The 20119-nt window shown below is 56.3% G+C and carries 18 protein-coding genes; 4 read left to right on the forward strand and 14 right to left on the reverse strand.

Going from position 1 to position 20119, the window contains the following annotated elements:
• The 6 genes from HV242_RS00245 to HV242_RS00270 form a co-directional block, all read right to left on the reverse strand.
• On the reverse strand, window positions 1–906 hold the full coding sequence (locus HV242_RS00245) for a DMT family transporter (RefSeq protein WP_020882723.1): 906 nt from the start codon (window positions 904–906) through the stop codon (window positions 1–3).
• Window positions 907–1058: 152 nt separating this feature from the next.
• Window positions 1059–2438: a carbohydrate porin gene (locus HV242_RS00250; protein WP_050737658.1), complete on the reverse strand. Its 1380-nt coding sequence runs from the start codon at window positions 2436–2438 to the stop codon at window positions 1059–1061.
• A gap of 138 nt (window positions 2439–2576) precedes the next feature.
• Window positions 2577–2879, reverse strand: coding sequence for a PTS lactose/cellobiose transporter subunit IIA (locus HV242_RS00255; RefSeq protein ID WP_014168006.1), 303 nt, complete (start codon window positions 2877–2879; stop codon window positions 2577–2579).
• Window positions 2879–4261 (reverse strand): glycoside hydrolase family 1 protein, encoded by a 1383-nt coding sequence (locus HV242_RS00260; protein WP_181616877.1) that lies wholly within the window; start codon window positions 4259–4261, stop codon window positions 2879–2881. Before HV242_RS00260 ends, HV242_RS00255 begins: the two co-directional genes overlap by 1 nt.
• 17 nt (window positions 4262–4278) lie before the next feature.
• Window positions 4279–5604 carry a PTS cellobiose transporter subunit IIC gene (locus tag HV242_RS00265; RefSeq protein ID WP_014168008.1) on the reverse strand — a complete coding sequence of 442 codons (1326 nt, stop codon included), beginning with the start codon at window positions 5602–5604 and terminating at the stop codon, window positions 4279–4281.
• A gap of 11 nt (window positions 5605–5615) precedes the next feature.
• Window positions 5616–5930 (reverse strand): PTS sugar transporter subunit IIB, encoded by a 315-nt coding sequence (locus HV242_RS00270; RefSeq protein WP_050737657.1) that lies wholly within the window; start codon window positions 5928–5930, stop codon window positions 5616–5618.
• Between the two features lie 293 nt (window positions 5931–6223).
• On the opposite strand from HV242_RS00270, the gene HV242_RS00275 reads away from it, so the two are divergent.
• The gene (locus tag HV242_RS00275) at window positions 6224–7174 is read left to right on the forward strand and encodes a LacI family DNA-binding transcriptional regulator (protein WP_014168010.1); all 951 of its coding nucleotides are present in this window, start codon (window positions 6224–6226) and stop codon (window positions 7172–7174) included.
• A 27-nt stretch (window positions 7175–7201) separates the two neighbouring features.
• Here HV242_RS00275 and HV242_RS00280 read toward each other — a convergent pair whose 3' ends face one another.
• The 5 genes from HV242_RS00280 to HV242_RS00300 all read right to left on the reverse strand — a co-directional run bounded on the left by HV242_RS00280 (window position 7202) and on the right by HV242_RS00300 (window position 13941).
• The gene (locus tag HV242_RS00280; RefSeq protein ID WP_020882719.1) at window positions 7202–7498 is read right to left on the reverse strand and encodes a YicS family protein; all 297 of its coding nucleotides are present in this window, start codon (window positions 7496–7498) and stop codon (window positions 7202–7204) included.
• A 131-nt stretch (window positions 7499–7629) separates the two neighbouring features.
• On the reverse strand, window positions 7630–8994 hold the full coding sequence (locus HV242_RS00285) for an efflux transporter outer membrane subunit (RefSeq protein WP_050737656.1): 1365 nt from the start codon (window positions 8992–8994) through the stop codon (window positions 7630–7632).
• Window positions 8994–12104, reverse strand: coding sequence for an efflux RND transporter permease subunit (locus tag HV242_RS00290; protein WP_047954863.1), 3111 nt, complete (start codon window positions 12102–12104; stop codon window positions 8994–8996). The genes HV242_RS00285 and HV242_RS00290 overlap by 1 nt, the downstream gene beginning before the upstream one ends.
• A complete protein-coding gene (locus HV242_RS00295) occupies window positions 12104–13225 on the reverse strand; it encodes an efflux RND transporter periplasmic adaptor subunit (protein ID WP_032679304.1) in 1122 nt (373 codons plus the stop codon). The genes HV242_RS00290 and HV242_RS00295 overlap by 1 nt, the downstream gene beginning before the upstream one ends.
• 146 nt (window positions 13226–13371) lie before the next feature.
• Window positions 13372–13941, reverse strand: a complete 570-nt coding sequence (locus HV242_RS00300; RefSeq protein WP_050737655.1) for a TetR/AcrR family transcriptional regulator — start codon at window positions 13939–13941, stop codon at window positions 13372–13374.
• Window positions 13942–14127: 186 nt separating this feature from the next.
• Between HV242_RS00300 and HV242_RS00305 the strand changes: the two genes are divergently transcribed.
• A complete protein-coding gene (locus HV242_RS00305; RefSeq protein ID WP_014168016.1) occupies window positions 14128–14547 on the forward strand; it encodes a GNAT family N-acetyltransferase in 420 nt (139 codons plus the stop codon).
• Here the strand turns inward: HV242_RS00305 and HV242_RS00310 are convergent.
• On the reverse strand, window positions 14544–15191 hold the full coding sequence (locus tag HV242_RS00310; RefSeq protein WP_050737654.1) for a TetR/AcrR family transcriptional regulator: 648 nt from the start codon (window positions 15189–15191) through the stop codon (window positions 14544–14546). The two genes, HV242_RS00305 and HV242_RS00310, sit on opposite strands and share 4 nt — an antisense overlap.
• Before the next feature lie 78 nt (window positions 15192–15269).
• Here HV242_RS00310 and HV242_RS00315 point away from each other — a divergent pair, with 78 nt between their 5' ends.
• Entirely contained in the window at window positions 15270–16787 is a 1518-nt protein-coding gene (locus tag HV242_RS00315) for an MDR family MFS transporter (RefSeq protein WP_014168018.1), read from the forward strand.
• A 108-nt stretch (window positions 16788–16895) separates the two neighbouring features.
• Window positions 16896–17696, forward strand: coding sequence for a lipoprotein NlpA (nlpA, locus tag HV242_RS00320; RefSeq protein WP_020882712.1), 801 nt, complete (start codon window positions 16896–16898; stop codon window positions 17694–17696).
• Window positions 17697–17739: 43 nt separating this feature from the next.
• Here nlpA and HV242_RS00325 read toward each other — a convergent pair whose 3' ends face one another.
• Together HV242_RS00325 and HV242_RS00330 are read right to left on the reverse strand one after the other, a co-directional pair.
• Entirely contained in the window at window positions 17740–18768 is a 1029-nt protein-coding gene (locus HV242_RS00325; RefSeq protein ID WP_025206508.1) for an alpha/beta hydrolase, read from the reverse strand.
• Window positions 18769–18770: 2 nt separating this feature from the next.
• A complete protein-coding gene (locus tag HV242_RS00330) occupies window positions 18771–19967 on the reverse strand; it encodes an MFS transporter (protein WP_050737653.1) in 1197 nt (398 codons plus the stop codon).
• Between the last annotated feature and the right edge of the window lie 152 nt (window positions 19968–20119).

The following is a 20119-nucleotide window of genomic DNA, read 5'->3' on the forward strand; positions in this document are numbered from 1 at the left end:
CTACGCCGATGTCTGAACCCGTCTTCTCGAATCCATCGAAATCAGCACCACCGACGACACAATCAACAGCGTGCCCAGCCAGTCCGGCAGCGTAAACGCCACCCCAAGCAAAATCACCGACAGCAGGGCGCTGCTCAGCGGCTCGGCACAGCTCAGAATGCTCGCCTTCGGCCCGCCAATCATCTGCGCGCCTTTCAGATACAGGCTGAACGTCAGCGCCGTGCCAATCACCACCAGATAGAAAAACGCCAGCAGCAGGCTGCCATCAATCACGAAGGTGGTCCCGCGTCCGGCGTAGAACGGCGTCAGCACGACCCCCGCGATTAACATACTCCAGCCAACAATCGGCAGCGTGCCGTAGCGGGCGATAAGCGTCGACGGGTAGGTTGTATAAAACGCGGCGGCAAAGGCCGAGGCGATACCGAAGAACAGGGCGGCAGGGGAGATGGAGAGCGAGGTTGGATCGCCGTGGGTGACCAGCAGGAAAGTGCCGACAAGTGACGTCAAAATGGCGGATAAAACAAACACGCCGGGACGTTTTTTCCTCGCCAGCGCGAACCACGCGACGATGATCGTTGGCGAGAGAAACTGCAGCACGGTGGCCGTCGCCGCGTTGGATTTTTCAATCGTCAGCAGGAAGGTGAGCTGGACGGTGAGCGCACCAACCAGCGAGAAAAACAGCAGGCTGAGGGCGTCTTTACGATGTTTGATGACTGAGAAAATCTTGTCGCCATGCACGAAGGAGAGGGTCAGCAAGATGACGCCGGTAAACAGCAGGCGAATCATCGTCAGGTAAGGGGACGAGATCTGGCTTTTCTCCATGATGTACTGCGCGCAAACCCCTGAGCTGCCCCATAAAACGGCGGCGATCAGAACGTTGAGCATTCCTTTACGTGTGGAACCCATGTTCTCCCCTGTTATGTTGGTTTTTGTGTAGCATAACATGGGTCTTGCCGGGTGGGGTGTGGCCTGATGCCCTCACCCCGGCCCTCTCCCACGGGGTGAGGGGGCAAACACGAAAAACGGCAACGTGCGTTGCCGTTTTGCTTTTACCTTGCTTAGAACCACGCTTCCCACATCGCGCCGACGTTGAAATCATCCAGCGTCTCATCTTTTGTACCGTTCACACGGGCGGTGCGTTCGTTATCCACTTTGCCGCCGGTCACGTAGAAGCGTAGCATTGGGCGGAACTCTGGCCCCATGGCGATAGACATGTTCTGCGACAGGGTCAGCTTCCAGCCTTTGTTATCACCGCCATTGTCGTAATCCACGTGCTGCCAGCCTGCTTCCAGCCAGGTGGAGTGAACGTCGTTCCACCAGTGCATCGGACGCACGATGGCGTTGTAGTTCTTACGGTTGTCGGTTTTATCGCGGCTGTTGTCGTAGTCGTGGAAGGCGAGGATGTACTCCACCTGCGTGGCCTGGGTGAATTTGTACAGCCCTTCGAAGCTGGCGTAGACCGTCGTCAGATCCTCGGTTTTGTTGAATACGCTGTTATCCGCGTTATCAGAATAACGGGCAATCACCTTATTCACGCCGCTGTCGTTGGTGTGGCTCAGCACCACGCCGCCCTGCCAGGCCTTCAGACGCTCTTCACTCTCAATGGCTTTGGAGTCAAAACCGTAGTTCGCGTACAGCTCCAGATCCAGCGGGCCGACTTTCATGCCGTGGATTTTTGAGGTCACAGCGTAGTTACCCTTGTCGCCCGTGCCGGAACCGCCGGTACAGGTAATGCGCGACGGGTTCGCCTCATCTTCCATCACTTCCGGGCTACAGGATTCCACCGCGGCCACCGCGGCAACGTCAAACTGCACGCCGCCGATGTCGAAGTTCTTCACCCCGGCACCCTGGCCGTCGTGGTTCATCCAGAAGTAATCGTTGATACCCTGCTGTGGACGCTGGTGGAAGTCACGGCCGGCCCAGAAATAGGCGTTCGGGTTGGAGGCCATAATGTTGGTCACACCGGCATAGGCTTTTTTCAGGTTAACCTCGTCGCCCCAGTGGTCGATCATCACGTTGATGTCCCAGATGGCACCGTTGTCGCCCTTGAAGGCTTTGGAGAGCTGGAATTCACCGCCGTTGCCTTCGTTACCCAGACGACCGATTGCGGATGCGCCGTTATAGGAACCGTCTACCGCCACGTATTTCTGATCGGCTGCCTGGAAGTGCGCGCCGTAGCGGGCATAGCCGGTAAATTTAACCCCAAACGGAATCGCGAGGTCCGGTGATTGCGCCGCGCTTTGCGGTTCGGTGACCACGTCCGCTTTTTTCGCGACGGCGGCGTCCATTTTGGCCTGCCGTTCGGCCAGCGCTTTGTCTACCGCTTTCGCCACGATGGCGTCGATTTGCTCTTGCGTAAATTCTTGTGCGAGTACAGAAATTGGGCAAAGCGCGGCGACAACCGCCATGGTTAATGGAAGTTTTTTAATATAATTCATGGTTATCTCAATATAGTTTAATTTTATTCAGACAATAACCATCCCGCTCCGATCTGACAGAGTTTGTCGCTATCATCAGAACAAGTGGATTTCTATTTTAGGTACAGAGTGATTACATTAACGTTTTTTCGCCATACATTATCTCTGATATAAATGGATTATTTCTTCGGATAATTCACGTGCCAGCAGGGAATTCATTAAATGATCCTGCGCGTGAACCATTATTAAGGTCATCGGCTGGCGGGCTTCGCCCGCATCCTGTTCGATCAGTTTGGTCTGCATTTTGTGCGCCTGGCGCGCGTAGCCATCGGCTTCGCGCAGCAGGCTTTTGGCTTCGTCAAGGTTGCCCTGACGCGCCGCGTGCAGGGCTTCAAAGCACAGGCTACGCGACTGACCGGCGTTGACGATAATTTCCATTACGGCTTCTTCTAATGCGATCATTACACTGACTCTCTGTCAAAACTGTTATTTAATGCGGTGGCGGCAAACCACTCGCCGCTTTTCTTGATGGTGCGCTGCTGGGTAGTTAAATCGAGCTGGATAAATCCGTAGCGATTTTTATACGCATTACACCACGACCAGTTATCAATAAAGGTCCACATATGGTAGCCAAGACACTGGCACCCTTCGCTAATACCTTTATGCAGCCAGGCCAAATGTTCGGAAATAAAATCGATGCGGTATTGATCGTTTATCTGACCATTCTCAATAAAGCGCTGTTCATTTTCGACACCCATACCGTTCTCAGAAATAAAACAGCGTGGGTTACCGTAATTGTCGCGCAGGTTAATCAGAATATCGTAAATACCCGGCTCATAAATTTCCCAGCCACGGTATGGATTCATCTTGCGGCCAGGCATTTCGTAATTATCAAAGAACCACTCCGGCATAAACGGGGCCTGTGGGTTCACCGCACTGTCACGGCATTTCACGCGACGCGGCTGATAATAGTTAATGCCGAGCAGGTCGATTTTTCCTTCCGCAATCAGGAAACTGTCTTCCGGTTTGCAGGCGGGGAGCTGATCGTAAGATTTCAGCAACGCCACCAGATCCGCCGGGTATTCGCCGCGCAGGACGGGGTCAAGGAAGCTGCGGTTAAACATCAGGTCCGCAATGTGTGCCGCTTTGACGTCAGCCGGGTTTTGCGAGCGCGGATAGGACGGCGTCAGGTTCAGTACGATACCGATCTCCCCGGCGTAGTGCCCGGCACGGTAAGCGCGTACCGCCTGCGCATGCGCCAGCACGGTGTGATACGCCACGGTGGCCGCACGACGGAAATCCACCTCGTTGGGATAGTGGAAATCGTACAGATAGCCGCCTTCCACCGGCACAATCGGCTCGTTGAAGGTAAACCAGTGCAGCACGCGATCGCCAAACAGATCGAAGCAAATCTGCGCATAACGGGCGTAAGCGTCCACCACGTTGCGGTTTTCCCAGCCGCCAATCTCCTGCATCGCCATCGGCATGTCGAAGTGGAACAGGGTGATAAACGGGGTAATACCCTGTTCAATCAGCTCATCAATGACCTGATGATAAAAATCGACCGCTTCCGGGTTCACTTCACCGATACCGTCGGGGATCAGGCGCGCCCAGCTAATCGAGGTGCGAAAGCTGTTGTGGTTCAGCTGCTTTAACAGCTGAATGTCCGTTTTCCAGTGTTGATAAAACGTGGAGGTGTGCTGCGGTCCCACGCCATTATGAAAACGGTTTGGCTCGCGGGCAAACCAGTAATCCCAGGTGGTTTCACCCTCTCGTGTCCCTTCGGTCTGGAGGGCGGAGCTTGCGCTGCCCCACCAGAAATTATCGGGAAATGCGTATTTCATGACCTTTCCTCTTTGACTTAATGACTTGCTGTTTCAGCGGCACCGACGGTTGCCTGGGCTTTCTGCTCTTCGTTTTTCATCAACGTACGCTCGTAAGCACGCAGGAACGGCAGGTACATCAGCGCTGACATCACCATACACACCAGACACATCACCACCGGGCTCAACGCCCAGTTTGCCGCCCACGATGCGCCAATAGGGGCCGGGGTCGTCCACGGGGTTAACGACACCACCTGTGCCAGCCAGCCCATTTTGGTGGCGCCGTACGCCAGGCAGGCGTTCACCAGCGGAACAAACACGAACGGGATAAACAGCATTGGGTTCATGATGATTGGCGCGCCGAACAGAATCGGTTCGTTGATGTTAAAGAAGCTGGGCACAACGCCCATTTTGCCGATGGTGCGCAGGTGTGTGACGCGGCTGCGCAGCAGCAGGAAGGCCAGCGGAAGCGTGGAGCCGACGCCGCCAATCAGCAGGTAGTGGTCCCAGAAACCCTGCAGGTAAACGTGTGGCAGCGCCGCGCCAGCCGCCAGTGCCGCCTGGTTTGCGGACAGGTTGGCCATCCAGAACGGGTTCATGATGCCGGTGACAATCAGCGAGCCGTGGATACCGGCAAACCAGAAGATCTGGCACAGCAGCACGGAGAGCAGAATGGCAGGCAGGGAGTCAGACGCAGAGACCAGCGGTTCCAGCAGGTGCATAATCGCCTGCGGGATAATCATCCCGGTTTGTGCTTCGATAAACAGGTTCAGCGGGTGCAGGGTACCGATCACCACCATGACCGGGATCAGGATCTCAAACGAACGCGCCACACCGGTCGGCACTTCTTTCGGCAGACGGATGGTCACGTTGTTCTGCTTCAGCCACGCATACACGCGGGTGGAGTAGATGGCGGTGATCAGCGCGGTGAAAATCCCCTGGCCGGAGAGGTACTGGGTCGAGATCTTGCCGTCGGCATACGGAGCTGCCACCAGCAGGAAGGCCATAAAGGCCAGCAGACCGGACATCACCGGATCGAGGTTAAACTGACGCCCCAGGCTTGCACCAATCCCCACCGAAATGAAGAACGTCATCACGCCCATGCTGAGGTTGAACGGCAGCATCAGCTGTTCACGGTAAGTCTGGGAGAAATCCAGCCAGCCGCGGGCAAAGCTGTTTGTCGTATCCGCGGAGAAGGGCGGGAAGATGAACACCAGCATAAACGAGCCGATGATCATAAACGGCAGCGCGGCGGTAAAGCCGTCGCGGATGGCAATCACATACTTTTGCTGGCCGAGCTTCGCGGCCAGCGGGGTAATTGACTGCTCAATAACCGCGACCATTGATTGATATAACGAACTCATGTGAACACCTTTTAGTGTGTCGCTTCGATGAGCGACAGAGCATAGTCCAGTACTTTATCGCCACGTTGCATACCGTAATCCATCATGTCGATGGGTTGGACCGGGATGCCCTTTGTAGCCGCCTTGTCTGAGAGTGTCTGTAACATGTACTTCACCTGGGGTCCGAGAAGGACAACCTGGTACTGCGGAAACTGCGTATCAAATTCGGAAACGCCATACGCGTCTATTTTTACCGGCAACCCGCGCTCTTTCGCGACATCGACCATTTTGCTGACCAGCAGGCTGGTGGACATCCCGGCAGAGCAACACAGCATAATCTTGAACATCGACAACCATCCTCTAAATGTAAAAAGTTATTGCGAGGATGATTGGACATTATACGGAAACCGGTTTCCATTTATAAAAGACAGAAGTGTGACAACCATCAAGATCCACTACTTATGACGCTAATTAACCAGATGCATGTCACATAATTTGCGCGTTTTGACATCATTTTGAGTTGAAATGGAAAATCGGTTTCCATGAAAAACGGAAAAGGATATACTCCATTCTGGCTATAATATGAGCCGTAGCGGTGATGGAATTTGCAGGTGCGAAGTAAGCCTGCCAGGGGAAAGAGATGTCGACAATCAATGATGTATCACGTCTTGCCGGGGTGTCTAAAGCCACGGTATCGCGAGTGTTGAGTGGGTCGCGTGGCGTAAAGGAAGCCAGCCGCCAGGCCGTTTTAAAAGCGGTTGATGAACTGAACTACCGGCCCAATGTGATTGCGCAGTCGCTGCTGAGCCAGTCGACGGGGTGTATTGGGGTGATTTGCGCGCAGGAGAATATTAACCAGACCACCGGTTATCTTTACGCGCTGGAAAAGCACCTCAGCCAGCATCAAAAACATCTGCTGTTGCGCTTCGCGCATACCAAAGCGGAAGTGATGCACGCCCTGGAAGAACTTTCCTGTGGGTTATGTGATGACATCCTGGTGATTGGCGCGCGTTTCCCGCTGGACGTCGAGATGGACAATGTCATTCTCGTTGACTGTATGGAGTCCGATAATTCCAACAGCATCCAGTTCGATCACGCCTTTGCCGCCGAAACCGCCTGTAACTATCTGACCAGCCAGGGGCGACGCCAGATAGCCCTGATCCATCCGCAAGGCAGCGGTTTCGCCGACCAGGTGTTGCTGGGCTATAAACACGCGCTGGAGAAAAATTTCCTGCCCTTTAATCGCAACCTCGTCTTTATGGATGCCACCTCCTCATCCGTTGCGCTGCAGGAGTTGCTTAACAATGCGAGCACGCTGAATTTTAACGCGCTGCTGGTGGCGGACGAACAGGAAGCTCAGCGGGTGATCCCGCAGCTGCAGGCGTTTAATAAATCCGTACCGGACGACATTATGGTCTTTAGCCTTGCCGGATCGCTGCATCTGCCGGGTATCCCGGTGATCCCGGCCATTGAATACTCAATGGATGCTATGGCGGCACGTATTGTGGGCTGGCTGACGGAGAAAACGCAGATGCTGGGGTCCTATGTTCTGCGCGGGGATTTGATTATTCCGGATGTACGAAAGCGCTAAAAAAAAGCGTGAAGCCCGGCTTCACGCTTAATAATCTTCCATACAATCTACCTGACTGACCGCGTCCCAGTAAGCATCCAGATTGTCGCGCTTCACGGCCGTGATGGCGTTTTTGATCAACAGTTGATTGGCCTCAGACGACAAAATCATCGCCTGCCAGGCTTTATCGCTCTGCTTTTTCTGGGGCGTGCAGGCCTTCTTCACATCTTTAAGGATCTGCTGCTTTATCTGGGCCTCTTTCACGGGATCGTCTTTTTCCTGGGCATGGACAAACGCGGCGAAGAGCAGACAAACGAGCAGGCAAACCAGGTGTGCAGCTTTCATCAAAATCCCCTTTAGACGTCACAGGCTTCCCATGAAATATATCGTTACATTCAGTGTAGCGACGCCAGCCGAAAGTATGAATTTTTGTCTTCCTGCGTATGAGAACCCTGCACCCGGACCGGCACCGGCGGTTATTGAATCCCTCCGCCCAGCGACTGCCACAGCGTAATACGGTTTTCAAAGTCGGTCTGCTGCAGGGTAATCAATGATGCCCGTGCCGACCACAGGGCGCGCTGCGCGGTGAGAACGGTCAGGTAATCACCCGCCCCCACCTGATATCTGCGCGTTGCCACATCCAGCGTTTTTTGCTCTGCCGCCACGTATTCACGTTGGGCATCAAGCTCTTCACTCAGGGTTTCGCGGCGCGCCAGCGCATCGGCTACATCTTTGAACGCGCTCTGGATGGTTTTCTCATAGGTGGCAATCAGCCCTTTTTTCTCCGCTTCGGCATAGCGCAGTTGCGCCATGTTATTGCCGCCGCTGAACAGCGGCAGGGAGATGGACGGCGCGAACGACCAGACCTTCATGCCGTGGCTGAACAATGACGAGAGCGAATCGCTGCCGACCCCGGCGCTGGCGGTAAGCGACATCGTCGGGAAGAAGTTGGCGCGCGCAGCACCGATGTTGGCATTCGCGCTCAACAGGTTATGTTCAGCCTCCTGAATATCCGGGCGACGCAGCAGTGTGGCGGAGCTAACGCCCGCCGGGATCAGGGTGATGGCGTTATCGCTCAGGCTCTCCAGCGTACCGGGTAGCAGGTTTTCCGGTACCGTCTCGCCCGCCAGCAAATTCAGGGCGTTTTTGTCCTGCATCACCAGCGTCTGATAGCTGGCGACGCTGGCGCGGGCCTGCTGATAAACCGCCATTGCTTCGCTGACATCCGTTGCGGCGGCGACCCCGACGTCCTGCTGACGCTGCACAATCTTGAGCGAGTTCGCTGCGCTCTCCTGAGTGGATTTTGCCAGCGCCAGATTGCTGTTATCTGCCGCCAGAGTAATCCAGGCGGTGGTCAGCTCGCTGACCATTGTCAGGCGCGTGTTCTGCGCCGTGAACTCGCTGGCAAGCCAGGTTTCACGCGCGGCGCGCGAGAGGCTCTGGTTACGACCAAACAGATCCAGCTCGAAGCTGGAGACGGTGCCGTTAGCCTCATCGCTGGTGCTCACGCCGCTGGCCAGCGTGCGGCTGCGGGTATGGCTCAGGCTGGCATCCACCGACGGGAACAGAGACGAGCGCGTCTCACCATACTGGGCGCGGGCGGCGTCGATATCAGCAATCGCTTTTTGCACATCGCGGTTGCCGGTGAGTGCCATTGTTACCACCCTGTTCAGGCGGTGATCGTTCATCACCTGCTGCCACTGGCTGACCACGGCGGTGGCTTCGCCGTGGGTGCCCGGCAACGTGGCCGGGACGGGCGCGTCAGGACGCTGGTAGGTAGGGTCTAACGAAACACAGCCTGCGCTCAGCAGCGCTAACACTAAAACAGATACACGAAACATTATGACCTCCGGTTTGCGTGCTTACCGGAGAAGAGACGTTTCACCAGTACGAAGAATAATGGAACAAAGAAGATGGCCAGCAGCGTTGCCGCGAGCGTCCCGCCGATGATGCCGGTCCCAATCGCCACGCGGCTGTTGGCGCCTGCACCGGTGGCGACGGCCAGCGGTGTTACCCCGGCGATAAACGCAAGCGACGTCATGATGATCGGACGCAGTCGCGTCTGAGCCGCACGCAGCGCGGCACGCGTCAGGGAGTAACCTTCCGCGACTTTCGCCTCCGCAAACTCAACGATCAAAATGGCGTTTTTCGACGACAGGCCGATGGTGGTCAGCAGCGCCACCTGGAAATAGACGTCGTTGCTCAGCCCGCGCAGCGAGGCGGCCAGCGCCGCACCCAGCACCCCAAGCGGGATCACCAGAATGACTGAAATCGGCACCGACCAGCTCTCATACAGCGCGGCCAGGCACAGGAATACCACCAGGATGGAGAGGGCATACAAGCTCATTGCCTGACCGCTCGCCAGTTTCTCCTGTAACGACAACCCGCTCCACGCCCAGGTTGTGCCGGCCGGCAGGTTGTTCGCCAGCTGTTCCATCCGGGTCATCGCCGTACCGGAGCTGGCACCACTGGCGTTCTCGCCCTGAATTTCATAGGCCGCCGAGCCGTTGTAGCGCACCAGACTCTCCGGGCCATATTCCCAGCGCGTAGTGGCGAACGCGGAGAACGGTGTCATGGTGCTGTCGCTGCCGCGTACGTACCATTTGTTGAGGTCGGAAGGCACGGCGCGGTAATCGCTGTCTCCCTGGATGTAGACCTTTTTCACGCGGCCCCGATCGATAAAGTCATTCACGTAGGTTCCACCCCAGGCGCTGGAGAGGGTATCGGTGACGTCGCTCAGGGAAAGCCCCAGCGATACGGCTTTGTTGTTGTCGATATCCACCTGCAGCTGCGGCATCTGCGGCAAATCATTGGCGCGAACGGCATGCAGGGAGGTGTCCTGATTCGCCTGGCCGATGAGCTGATTACGCATCTTCAGCAAAGTGTCGCGATCGGTGCTACCGCTGGCCATGAGCTCGAAGGTAAAACCGTTGCTCTGGCCGAGGCCGTCTACGGCCGGGGGCGTCATGGCAAAGACGGTGGCATCGCGAAGGGAGCCGAGTTCCTGAGTGGCGCGCAGGGCAATCGCCTGAGCGGTGTTCTCGTCGCCTTTACGCTCGGACCAGTTTTTCAGGGAGACAAACGCCATCCCGGCATTCTGGCCGCTGCCGCTAAAGCTAAAGCCCTCGACCGTAAAAATCACATCGGTGTTGGCTTTCTCTTTAGTGAGGAACCACTCGCGAACCTGACGACTGATCTCCGCGGTACGTACCGCTGTCGCACCGGCAGGCAGGGTGTACTGCACCATGATTTCACCCTGGTCCTCCGTGGGCAGGAAGCTGCCGGGCAGCTTCAGCATTGCCACGGCCATCGCGCCACAGAGCAGGGCGTAGACCACCAGCATGCCCGCGGAGCGGCGCAGCGCGCGCAGGACTTTATTCTGATAGCCATGCTCGGTCTTACTGTAGAAGCGGTTAAACGCGCCGAAAAACCCTTTTTTGTGAGGAGGCGTATGGCGCAGTACCGAGCCGCAGAGCGCGGGTGTCAGGGTCAGCGCCACCACCACCGAGAGGATCATCGCTGAGATAATGGTGACCGAAAACTGGCGGTAGATGACGCCGGTTGAGCCGCCGAAGAAGGCCATCGGCAGAAACACGGCGGAAAGCACCAGCGCAATGGCGACCAGCGCACCGGAAATTTCGCCCATCGATTTTTCGGTGGCTTCGCGGGCGGGCAGACCTTCATCGCGCATAATGCGCTCGACGTTTTCCACTACCACGATGGCGTCATCGACCAGCAGACCTATCGCCAGCACCATCGCAAACAGTGTCAGGGTATTGATGGAATAACCGAACAGCGCCAGCACACCAAAGGTGCCTAACAGAACCACCGGCACCGCCAGCGCGGGGATGAGCGTGGCGCGAATGTTCTGCAGAAACAGATACATCACCACTACTACGAGGATAATGGCCTCAAACAGCGTCTGAATCACATCTTCCACCGAGATCTTAATGAACTCGGTGCTGTCTTTCGGATAGGCCACATCATAGCCTTCCGGCATTGCCCGTTTGAATTCGGCAATTTTATCTTTCACCGCGGTGGCGGTATTGAGCGCATTCGCGCCCGGCGAGAGCATCACCGCCATACCGGCTGCCGGGTGGCCATTCAGCCTGGCGGTAGCCGTGTAATCCTCGCTGCCCATCTCCACGCGCGCCACGTCGCCGATACGCACCACTGCGCCGCTGGACTGGCTCTTAACGATGATATTTTTAAACTGATCGACCGTCTGCAGGCGCGACTGGGCACGCACGGTGGCGGTCAACTGCTGGGTACCGGACGCGGGTAAAGCGCCGATTTTACCGGCGGAAACCTGCACGTTCTGCGCTTCAATGGCGCTCTGAACGTCGGATGGCATCAGCGAGTACGACGCCAGCTTTGCCGGGTCAAGCCAGATGCGCATGGCGTATTCCGCACCAAACACCTGCAGGCTGCCGACGCCCTCTACGCGTGCCAGCGGATCCTGCATATTACTCACCAGCCAGTCGGCGATATCCGAACTGCTGGCGTGGTCGGTTTTATCGTACACGCCCATGATCAGCAGGAAGTTACTCTGCGATTTTTGCACCGTAATGCCGGCCTGCTGTACCTCGGTCGGCAAGCGCGACTCGGCCTGCTGAACTTTGTTCTGCACCTGAACCTGCGCGGTATCCGGGTCAGTTCCCTGTTCGAACGTGACGGTGATGCTTACCGAGCCGTCCGAACTGCTGGTGGAGGTAAAATAGAGCAGGTTATCCAGCCCGGTCAGCTGTTGCTCAATGACCTGGGTGACGCTGTTTTCCAGAGTCTGTGCCGACGCGCCAGTGTAGGTGGCAGAGATTTTTATCGACGGCGGGGCGACGTCGGGATACTGCGCGACGGGCAGGGTACGGATTGCCAGCACCCCGGCGAGCATAATCAGAATAGCAATCACCCAGGCAAAAACCGGGCGACGCACGAAGAAGCGGGAAAACATCAGGCGTTTCCTCCCGCGGTTTTCATCTCTTCGGCGTTAACTTGCTGACCGGCGGTCACTTTATCGGTGCCTTCCACAATCAGCTTATCGCCAGCCTTCAGTCCACTCAGCACCAGCCATTTGTCGCCGTAGGTGTCACCCGTTTCCAGCTGACGTTGTTCCACCTTATTGCCGGCCCCCACCACCAGCGCGGTGGCGTTGCCTTTGGCATCACGGGTAATTCCCTGCTGCGGGGCGAGGATGGCCTCGCTCATTACCCCTTCATCCACTCTGGCGCGAACAAACATCCCGGGCAGAAGCTGATGCTGCGGGTTGGGGAAGACGGCGCGCAGTGTGACCGACCCGGTGGATTCGTCCACTGCCACTTCAGTCAGGGCCAGACGGCCTTTTTCCTGATAGGTGCTGCCATCTTCAAGGATCAACGACACGCTCAATGTCTCGCTGTTGCTGGCAAGCGTTTGTTTGCGTAATCGCAGAAGATCGGCGCTGGAGCGGGTTAAATCGACGTACATATTGTCCAGGCCGCGAATGGTGGCGAGCGCGGTCTCTTGCTGGGCAGTGACCAGTGCGCCGGGGGTGACCGAAGAGATGCCAATACGTCCGGCAATCGGGGCGGTCACCGTGGTCCAGTTGAGGTTAATGCGCGCGCTTTCCTGGGCTGCTTTTTTCGACTCCACGCTGGCCTTGTCCTGCGCGCAGGTGGACTTTGCATCTTCGGCATCCTGACGCGATACGCCGTCGTCTTTCACCAGTTGTGTATAGCGTTGAGCTTTCTGGCAATCGGCCTGCACCAGCGCCTGCGCCTGTTTCAGGGCCGCGGCGGCTTCATCGTAGGCGGCGCGGTAGCTGGAAGGATCAATTTGATACAGCGCCTGTCCGGCTTGCACGGTATCGCCTTCGGTAAAGAGCCGTTTCTGAATAATGCCGCCCACCTGAGGACGCACTTCCGCGCTCATGGCGGCCGTGGTGCGTCCGGTCAGTTCACTGACCACGGAAACGGGTTGGCTCAGGAGCGTAACAATCCCCACTTGCGGGAGGGGATGTTGAGGAGCAGATGTTTGTGCATTATCGCACCCCGTCAGGAGGAATAATGCTGCGATGGAGGTTGTTATGGCTTTCATAATTTTTTCCAGGGTGAACGATGCCTGCCCTGTTAATGGCTTAACAAGGAAGGGGGCTATTTAAAGGCACAGCGATACCGCATCTCCGGCAGAGCCGGAAATGTTAATAAGGGAATAACGTCTTCCCGCTAATTATTCACATGCGATTACTTCGCAGAGAAAAGCATATTTAAAATATTTTGATAAAGAGGCTCTAATTGTTCAGAGGGTACGTTTAAGGGGGTGAGTCGACGGTAAATAGACCCCTCAATCATTACCGCAGTAATCTCCACGCAGCAGCGAATATGATCATCACTCAGGTGGGGAAACTGTTTTTTCAGGTGTGCGCAGGCATTAGCAAACATCCGCTTTTCCGCTTCGACCAGCATGGCCGCCACCTGGGGATTACGCGTGGCTTCAGCCGACATCTCAAGCATCAGCGCATCGTCATCTTCATTCAGGGTCTGTCGCCAGGCGAGCGCCTGAGGCATCCCCTCGACCAGCGTTTTACCCTGAATCTCTTCGATGCGTGAGTCGATGATACGGCGAATCATCTCTTCAATAATCGCATCTTTGTTACTGAAATAACGGTAGATTTGCCCGACGCTGAGCTTTGCCTCATTGGCGATCTGCGACATGCTGGCCGCATGAAAACCGCTGGCGCGAAAGCACTGACGCGCGGCAGCGATGATGTCGTCCTGACGCTGCTTTTGGCGTTCTTCCAGTTTTGTGCACATCGTCGGTTACCCTATAAAAGTGAGAATGATCGTTCTCATTATACGTTTCAGGCGCGTATTGGAAAGACTTTTTTTAAGTACTTATTGAATGAATATTTCAATGTTTAAAGAATGGAGAAAAAAAGGAGTTTTGATGAAGGAAAGGCTGTGCAATATTAAGATTGCACAGAAAATAAGGAGAAAAATATGCATCTGAGCACGACGGATAACGTCACACACGATGAAAAAGAAGAATTATTAACAGGGCTTCGCGCCTACAACGGACAATTTTTAGATCTCTCAAACTTTAGCGGCGACATTGGCGTTTATGTGCGAGACGATAAGGGCGTGATGCTGGGCGGGTTAATTGGCGTGCGCAAAGGCGACTGGCTAAACATCGATTTTCTGTGGGTCAGCGACACCGTGCGGGGATCGGGCGTCGGCAGCCAGCTTATCAAAACGGCAGAAGACGAAGCCCGACGCAAAGGCTGCACCCATGCGCTGGTGGATACGGTCAGCTTCCAGGCACGTCCATTCTATGAAAAGCAGGGCTATCAACTGCAGATGTCGTTGCCGGATTACCCGTACCCAGGTATGCAAAGGCATTATCTGACCAAATCCCTTTAACCGCCGATGCCGTTGCCCATCACGGCCAGCGCATGACGCACAATGATCTCTGGCGAGAGGGCATGTAGCCTCTCGTCGTTGCGCATTCTTGAGAACGGCACCAGCACCAGGCTTAGCAGCGTGGTGAACAGCAGTTCTGGCGCGAGTGCCCGGTTCAGTTGCCCTTCCTGCTGCCAGCGTTTAAGGGTGGCGAGCGTTGCCTGGTATTTGTCGTCACCGAACCGCGCGTGCAGATGCGTGCGCAGTACAGGCATCTCCCCGATGACCTCCTGCATCCACAGCGGGGCAAACCAGCGGTGCTGCTCCGCCAGCTCGGCCAGTATCTTCACCATTTGCGTTAATGCGTTGACCGGCGAGTCGGGGTTTTCGGCAAAAATTGCGCCGATCCGATTACGTAAGGGCAGGAAGCGCTCCTCAATCATCGCGTCGAGCAATTGTTCTCGTGAATTGAAGTAGTAATGCAGCATTGCTGGCGTTACGCCCGCTTCTTTGGCGATGGCGTTCAGCGAGGTTTGAGCGATTCCCTGGCGGGAAAAGAGGCTCAACGCAATATCCAGCAGCTGTTCGCGGCTGGCGGTTGCCCGCTTTCCGCCGCGTGGTCGACCAGGGCGGCGCGGTTCAGAATTGTCCTTATGTGCTGGCATAGTCGCAGGATCTCTTGATCTTATTCATCACTTACTTAAATATTAATTATCCAGTTAATTAATTTCAAGCGATCTCTTATGGAGTCCGACGTAATGACTCAACCTGCGCAAAACGCGCCGTCGATAAAGCTGCTGTTCAGCGCGCTGCTGCTGGTGATGCTGCTTTCGGCGCTGGACCAGACGATTGTTTCCACGGCGTTGCCCACCATCGTTGGGGAACTGGGTGGCCTGGATAAGCTCTCCTGGGTGGTGACGGCCTATATCCTCAGCTCGACCATTGTGGTGCCGCTGTACGGAAAATTCGGCGATCTGTTTGGGCGTAAAATCGTCCTTCAAATCGCTATTGTGCTGTTTCTGGCAGGGTCGGTGCTCTGCGGTCTGGCGCAAAACATGACCCAACTGGTGCTGATGCGCGGCCTGCAGGGGCTGGGCGGCGGCGGTCTGATGGTCATCAGTATGGCCGCCGTGGCGGACGTTATTCCGCCTGCGGAGCGTGGCCGCTATCAGGGGCTGTTTGGCGGCGTGTTTGGTCTGGCGACGGTGATCGGGCCGCTTATCGGCGGGTTTATCGTACAGCACGCCTCCTGGCGCTGGATTTTTTATATCAACCTGCCGCTTGGCCTCTTTGCCCTGCTGGTGATAGGCGCGGTGTTCCACGGCAGCGCACGGCGCAACAAGCACGAGATTGATTATCTGGGGGCGATTTACCTCAGCATGGCGCTGCTGTGTATCATCCTGTTTACCACTGAAGGCGGGACGATACGCCAGTGGAACGACCCGCAGCTGTGGTGCATTCTGGCCTTTGGCCTGACGGGTATCGCCGGGTTTATCTATGAGGAGCGTCTGGCCTGGGAGCCGATCATTCCGCTCTCGCTGTTCCGCGATCGCAGTTTTCTGCTCTGCAGCCTGATTGGCTTTATTATCGGGATGTCGCTCTTTGGCTCGGTCACCTTCCTGCCGCTCTATCTGCAGGTTGTGAAAGACGCCACGCCGACTCAGGCCGGTCTGCAGCTGATCCCGCTGATGGGCGGACTGCTGCTAACCTCGATCATCAGCGGGCGGATTATCAGCCGTACCGGAAAATACCGTCTGTTTCCGATCGCCGGTACGCTGCTTGGCGTGGTGGGCATGGTGCTGCTGACGCGCATCTCGATCCACTCGCCGACCTGGCAGCTGTACATTTTTACCGGCGTGCTGGGGATGGGTCTGGGGCTGGTCATGCAGGTACTGGTGCTGGCCGTGCAGAACAGCGTCTCTGCCGATCAATACGGGGTAGCGACTTCCGGGGTCACGCTGTTTCGTTCCATTGGCGGGGCCATCGGCGTCGCGCTGTTTGGCGCGGTCTTCACCCACGTTTTGCAATCGGGTCTGATGGACCGTTTACCGCAAGGGGCGGAGTTACCGCATGAGCTCAATCCTGCGGCCATTCACCGGCTGCCAGAGGCCCTGCGGCTCGATTACCTTGATGCGTTTGGCTCAGCCATTCACGCGGTGTTCCTGCTGGCGGCAAGCATTATGGTGCTGGCGTTTGTACTGTCGTGGTTTTTACGTGAAACGCCGTTACGCCGTGCGGGCATGCTCAGGTCGGATCAATAGCGCCCCCGCACATATAACTTATCCGTCTTATTGATGCTTTTTCGTTTTTTAGCCAGCCGTACCGTTGTCGATATAGTCACTGAAACGTTTATCAAAAGGATATGTCTCGTGAAACTTCGATTGGGTGCTCTGGTTCTCGCTGGCCTGCTGCTGGCAGGTTGCGATCAAGGCGGCAGCGATGCCAAACACATCAAAGTCGGCGTGATTAACGGCGCTGAGCAGGATGTCGCGGAAGTCGCTAAAAAAGTGGCGAAAGAGAAATACGGTCTGGATGTGGAACTGGTGGGGTTCAGCGGCTCGCTGTTGCCCAATGATGCCACCAGTCAGGGCGATCTTGATGCCAATGTCTTCCAGCATCGCCCGTTCCTGGCAGAAGATAACAAGGCGCATCACTACAAGCTGGTTGCTGTAGCGAATACCTTTGTTTTCCCGATGGCCGGCTACTCCCGCAAGATAAAATCCGTGTCTGAGCTGAAGGACGGCGCGACCATCGCCATTCCAAACGATCCGACCAACCTTGGCCGCGCATTGCTGCTGTTGCAAAAAGAGAAGCTGATTACCCTGAAGCCGGACGTTGGCCTGCTGCCGACGGCGCTGGATATCACCGCCAATCCGAAGCATTTGAACATCATGGAGCTGGAAGGGGCGCAACTGCCGCGCGTGCTGGATGATCCGAAAGTGGATGTTGCCATTATCAGCACCACCTATCTCCAGCAAACCGGGCTGTCGCCGGTGCATGACAGCGTGTTTATTGAAGATAAAAACTCGCCGTATGTGAACATCGTGGTGACGCGGGAAGACAACAAAGACGCGGAAAACGTGAAGGAATTTATCCAGTCGTATCAGTCGCCGGAAGTGGCGAAGGCCGCAGAGACTCTCTTTAACGGTGGCGCGGTGCCGGGCTGGTAGTCAGGACAAAGGCGTATAACAGGGTGTTATACGCCTTACCGGGTTATTTCAGGTTGGCTTTAAAGAACGAGGCCAGTTTTGCAAACGGGATCAGATCCGTGCGGTCATACAGGTCAACGTGGCCTGCATTCGGCACGATATACAGCTCTTTCGGTTCACCGGCGCGTTTATAGGCGTCTTCGCTAAACTCTTTCGAATGCGCTTTATCACCCGTGATAAACAGCATCGGACGCGGTGAAATGGTTTCGATATCGTTGAACGGATAGAAGTTCATAAACTTACCGATGCTGCTCATCATCGGTTTCGTCGTCAGCGCCTCTTTCTCGCCCTGTGGCGTGTACCCGCCGCGTTCGGTGCGATAGAAATCGAAGAACTCACGCTGGATAGCCGGCGTAGAATCATCCAGCTTATTTACCGTCCCGGGAATGTAGGCTGTCTCTGCACCCTGATACTCTTTCAGACGCTGCTCAGCGGCAGAGGCAATCATCGCTTTACGCTGTTCAACCGTCACGGAATGGTTGAGACCGTTGCGGAAGGCGGAGCCCATGTCATACATGCTGACAGTGGCGATCGCTTTCATGCGCGGGTCAATTTTCGCCGCGCTAATAACGAAGCTGCCGCTGCCGCAAATGCCCAGCGCACCGATGCGCTGCGGATCGACAAAGGACTGAGTGCTCAGATAATCCACGGCCGCGCTGAAATCATCGGAATAGATTTCTGGTGAGATCAGATGCCCCGGTTTACCTTCGCTTTCCCCCCAGAATGAGAGATCAATCGCCAGGGTGACAAAGCCCTGTTCCGCGAGCTTTTGCGCATAGAGACTGGCGCTTTGCTCTTTCACCGCGCCCATCGGATGGCCGACCACGATCGCCGGCAGTCTGGCGTTTTTATCCGCCTCTTTTGGCCTATACAGATTGCCGACGACGTTCATCTGATACTGGTTTTTAAAGGTCACCTTCTGCTGCGTAACCTTATCGCTTTTGTAGAAATTATCTGCGCCCCGGGACATATCGGCAGCGCTGGCGGCGAAGGCGCTGACTAACAGCCCGAGCGCCATGGTGAATCTTCTCATGATTAACTCCTGTGAAGTGTGTCGTTGTGTGAGGTGTAAAACGTGAACATGGCAGCGGCGATAAGCAGTACACCGCTGAGTGCAAAGGTGCTTTGCCAGCCGCTGTGGTCAAAGGCCAGGCCACCGAGCGTGGAGCCGAGCGCAATGGAGAGCTGCACCATTGCCACCATCAGTCCGCCACCCGCTTCGGCATTTTCAGGAAGCGTTCTGGCAACCCAGGTCCACCAGCCGACGGGGGCGGCCGTCGCGACCAGTCCCCAGAGGCCGAGCAGGGCGGTGACGGCGGCAAGGTGATGGCCGAAGGCCATCAGTGCCGCGGCAATCAGCGCCATCACCACGGGAATGGCGACCAGCGTGGTGTAAAATCCGCGGCGCAGAAACGTGCCGATCAACAGGGTGCCGATAAAACCCGCCACGCCAATCACCAGCAGGATTAACGATAACTGCGTCGCGTTGGCGAAAGTCACGGTTTCAAGGAACGGACGCACGTAGGTAAACAGCGCGAACTGCCCCATGAAAAAGACGCCGCACGCGACCATTCCTTTTGCCACCAGAGGGTTTTTCAGCAGGCCGAAGGCGCTGGTGGACGACGCGGTGCGCTTTTCCACGGACATGGAAGGCAGGCTGAACCACTGCCAGATAAACGCGAGCAGGCTCACGGGCACCAGGCAGTAAAAGGCACCGCGCCAGCCGATTGTCGCCCCCAGCCAGCTGCCGAGCGGAGCCGCAACGACGGTCGCCAGGGCGTTGCCACCGTTAAAAATGGCGAGCGCACGTTGAACCTGATGCGGTGGCACAAGGCGAATTGCGGTCGCCGCGGAGAGCGACCAGAAGCCGCCAATGGCCACGCCAAGCAGTGCGCGTCCCAGCATATAAAGGGGATAGCTCTCAGCCACGGCGATAATCAGACCGGAGACGGCCATCAACGCCGTCAGGCCCAGCAGCAGCGATTTGCGGTTAATGCCTCCCGCAAGAGAAGAGAGAAACAGGCTGGTCAATACGGCCAGCGCGCCGGATATCGCGATCCCGAGGCCCGCCAGGCCTTCACTGACGGCGAGATCCCGCGAGACGGGCGTCAGCAGACTTACAGGCATAAATTCTGAGGCGACCAGCGTAAAAGCGCAGAGGGTCATTGCCAGCACGCCGCTCCAGCAGGCACGGGACTGGCGCGCTGATGTTTCGTTCACCATAGCGGACATCGTGTTTACCTTGTTATTCGTTCGGCCAGATTCGGACAAGCCGGGGCCGGGCGCTATTCACGGGAATAACGCATGCAGATGAAAGGTTGGAATGTGGTTGACGTCAGGTCACAGTGAAAATTTTACACGGCGGGTGTATTCTGACTAGCTAA

The organism is Enterobacter sp. RHBSTW-00593 (assembly GCF_013784105.1).
In the GTDB taxonomy this organism is placed as follows: domain Bacteria; phylum Pseudomonadota; class Gammaproteobacteria; order Enterobacterales; family Enterobacteriaceae; genus Enterobacter; species Enterobacter ludwigii.

Bases quoted from the DNA above. Each gene is read 5' to 3' on its own strand.
- HV242_RS00245 (WP_020882723.1), bottom strand. From the start codon at position 906: ATGGGTTCCACACGTAAAGGAATGCTCAACGTTCTGATCGCCGCCGTT.
- HV242_RS00250 (WP_050737658.1), bottom strand. From the start codon at position 2,438: ATGAATTATATTAAAAAACTTCCATTAACCATGGCGGTTGTCGCCGCG.
- HV242_RS00255 (WP_014168006.1), bottom strand. From the start codon at position 2,879: ATGATCGCATTAGAAGAAGCCGTAATGGAAATTATCGTCAACGCCGGT.
- HV242_RS00260 (WP_181616877.1), bottom strand. From the start codon at position 4,261: ATGAAATACGCATTTCCCGATAATTTCTGGTGGGGCAGCGCAAGCTCC.
- HV242_RS00265 (WP_014168008.1), bottom strand. From the start codon at position 5,604: ATGAGTTCGTTATATCAATCAATGGTCGCGGTTATTGAGCAGTCAATT.
- HV242_RS00270 (WP_050737657.1), bottom strand. From the start codon at position 5,930: ATGTTCAAGATTATGCTGTGTTGCTCTGCCGGGATGTCCACCAGCCTG.
- HV242_RS00275 (WP_014168010.1), top strand. From the start codon at position 6,224: ATGTCGACAATCAATGATGTATCACGTCTTGCCGGGGTGTCTAAAGCC.
- HV242_RS00280 (WP_020882719.1), bottom strand. From the start codon at position 7,498: ATGAAAGCTGCACACCTGGTTTGCCTGCTCGTTTGTCTGCTCTTCGCC.
- HV242_RS00285 (WP_050737656.1), bottom strand. From the start codon at position 8,994: ATGTTTCGTGTATCTGTTTTAGTGTTAGCGCTGCTGAGCGCAGGCTGT.
- HV242_RS00290 (WP_047954863.1), bottom strand. From the start codon at position 12,104: ATGTTTTCCCGCTTCTTCGTGCGTCGCCCGGTTTTTGCCTGGGTGATT.
- HV242_RS00295 (WP_032679304.1), bottom strand. From the start codon at position 13,225: ATGAAAGCCATAACAACCTCCATCGCAGCATTATTCCTCCTGACGGGG.
- HV242_RS00300 (WP_050737655.1), bottom strand. From the start codon at position 13,941: ATGTGCACAAAACTGGAAGAACGCCAAAAGCAGCGTCAGGACGACATC.
- HV242_RS00305 (WP_014168016.1), top strand. From the start codon at position 14,128: ATGCATCTGAGCACGACGGATAACGTCACACACGATGAAAAAGAAGAA.
- HV242_RS00310 (WP_050737654.1), bottom strand. From the start codon at position 15,191: ATGCCAGCACATAAGGACAATTCTGAACCGCGCCGCCCTGGTCGACCA.
- HV242_RS00315 (WP_014168018.1), top strand. From the start codon at position 15,270: ATGGAGTCCGACGTAATGACTCAACCTGCGCAAAACGCGCCGTCGATA.
- HV242_RS00325 (WP_025206508.1), bottom strand. From the start codon at position 18,768: ATGAGAAGATTCACCATGGCGCTCGGGCTGTTAGTCAGCGCCTTCGCC.
- HV242_RS00330 (WP_050737653.1), bottom strand. From the start codon at position 19,967: ATGTCCGCTATGGTGAACGAAACATCAGCGCGCCAGTCCCGTGCCTGC.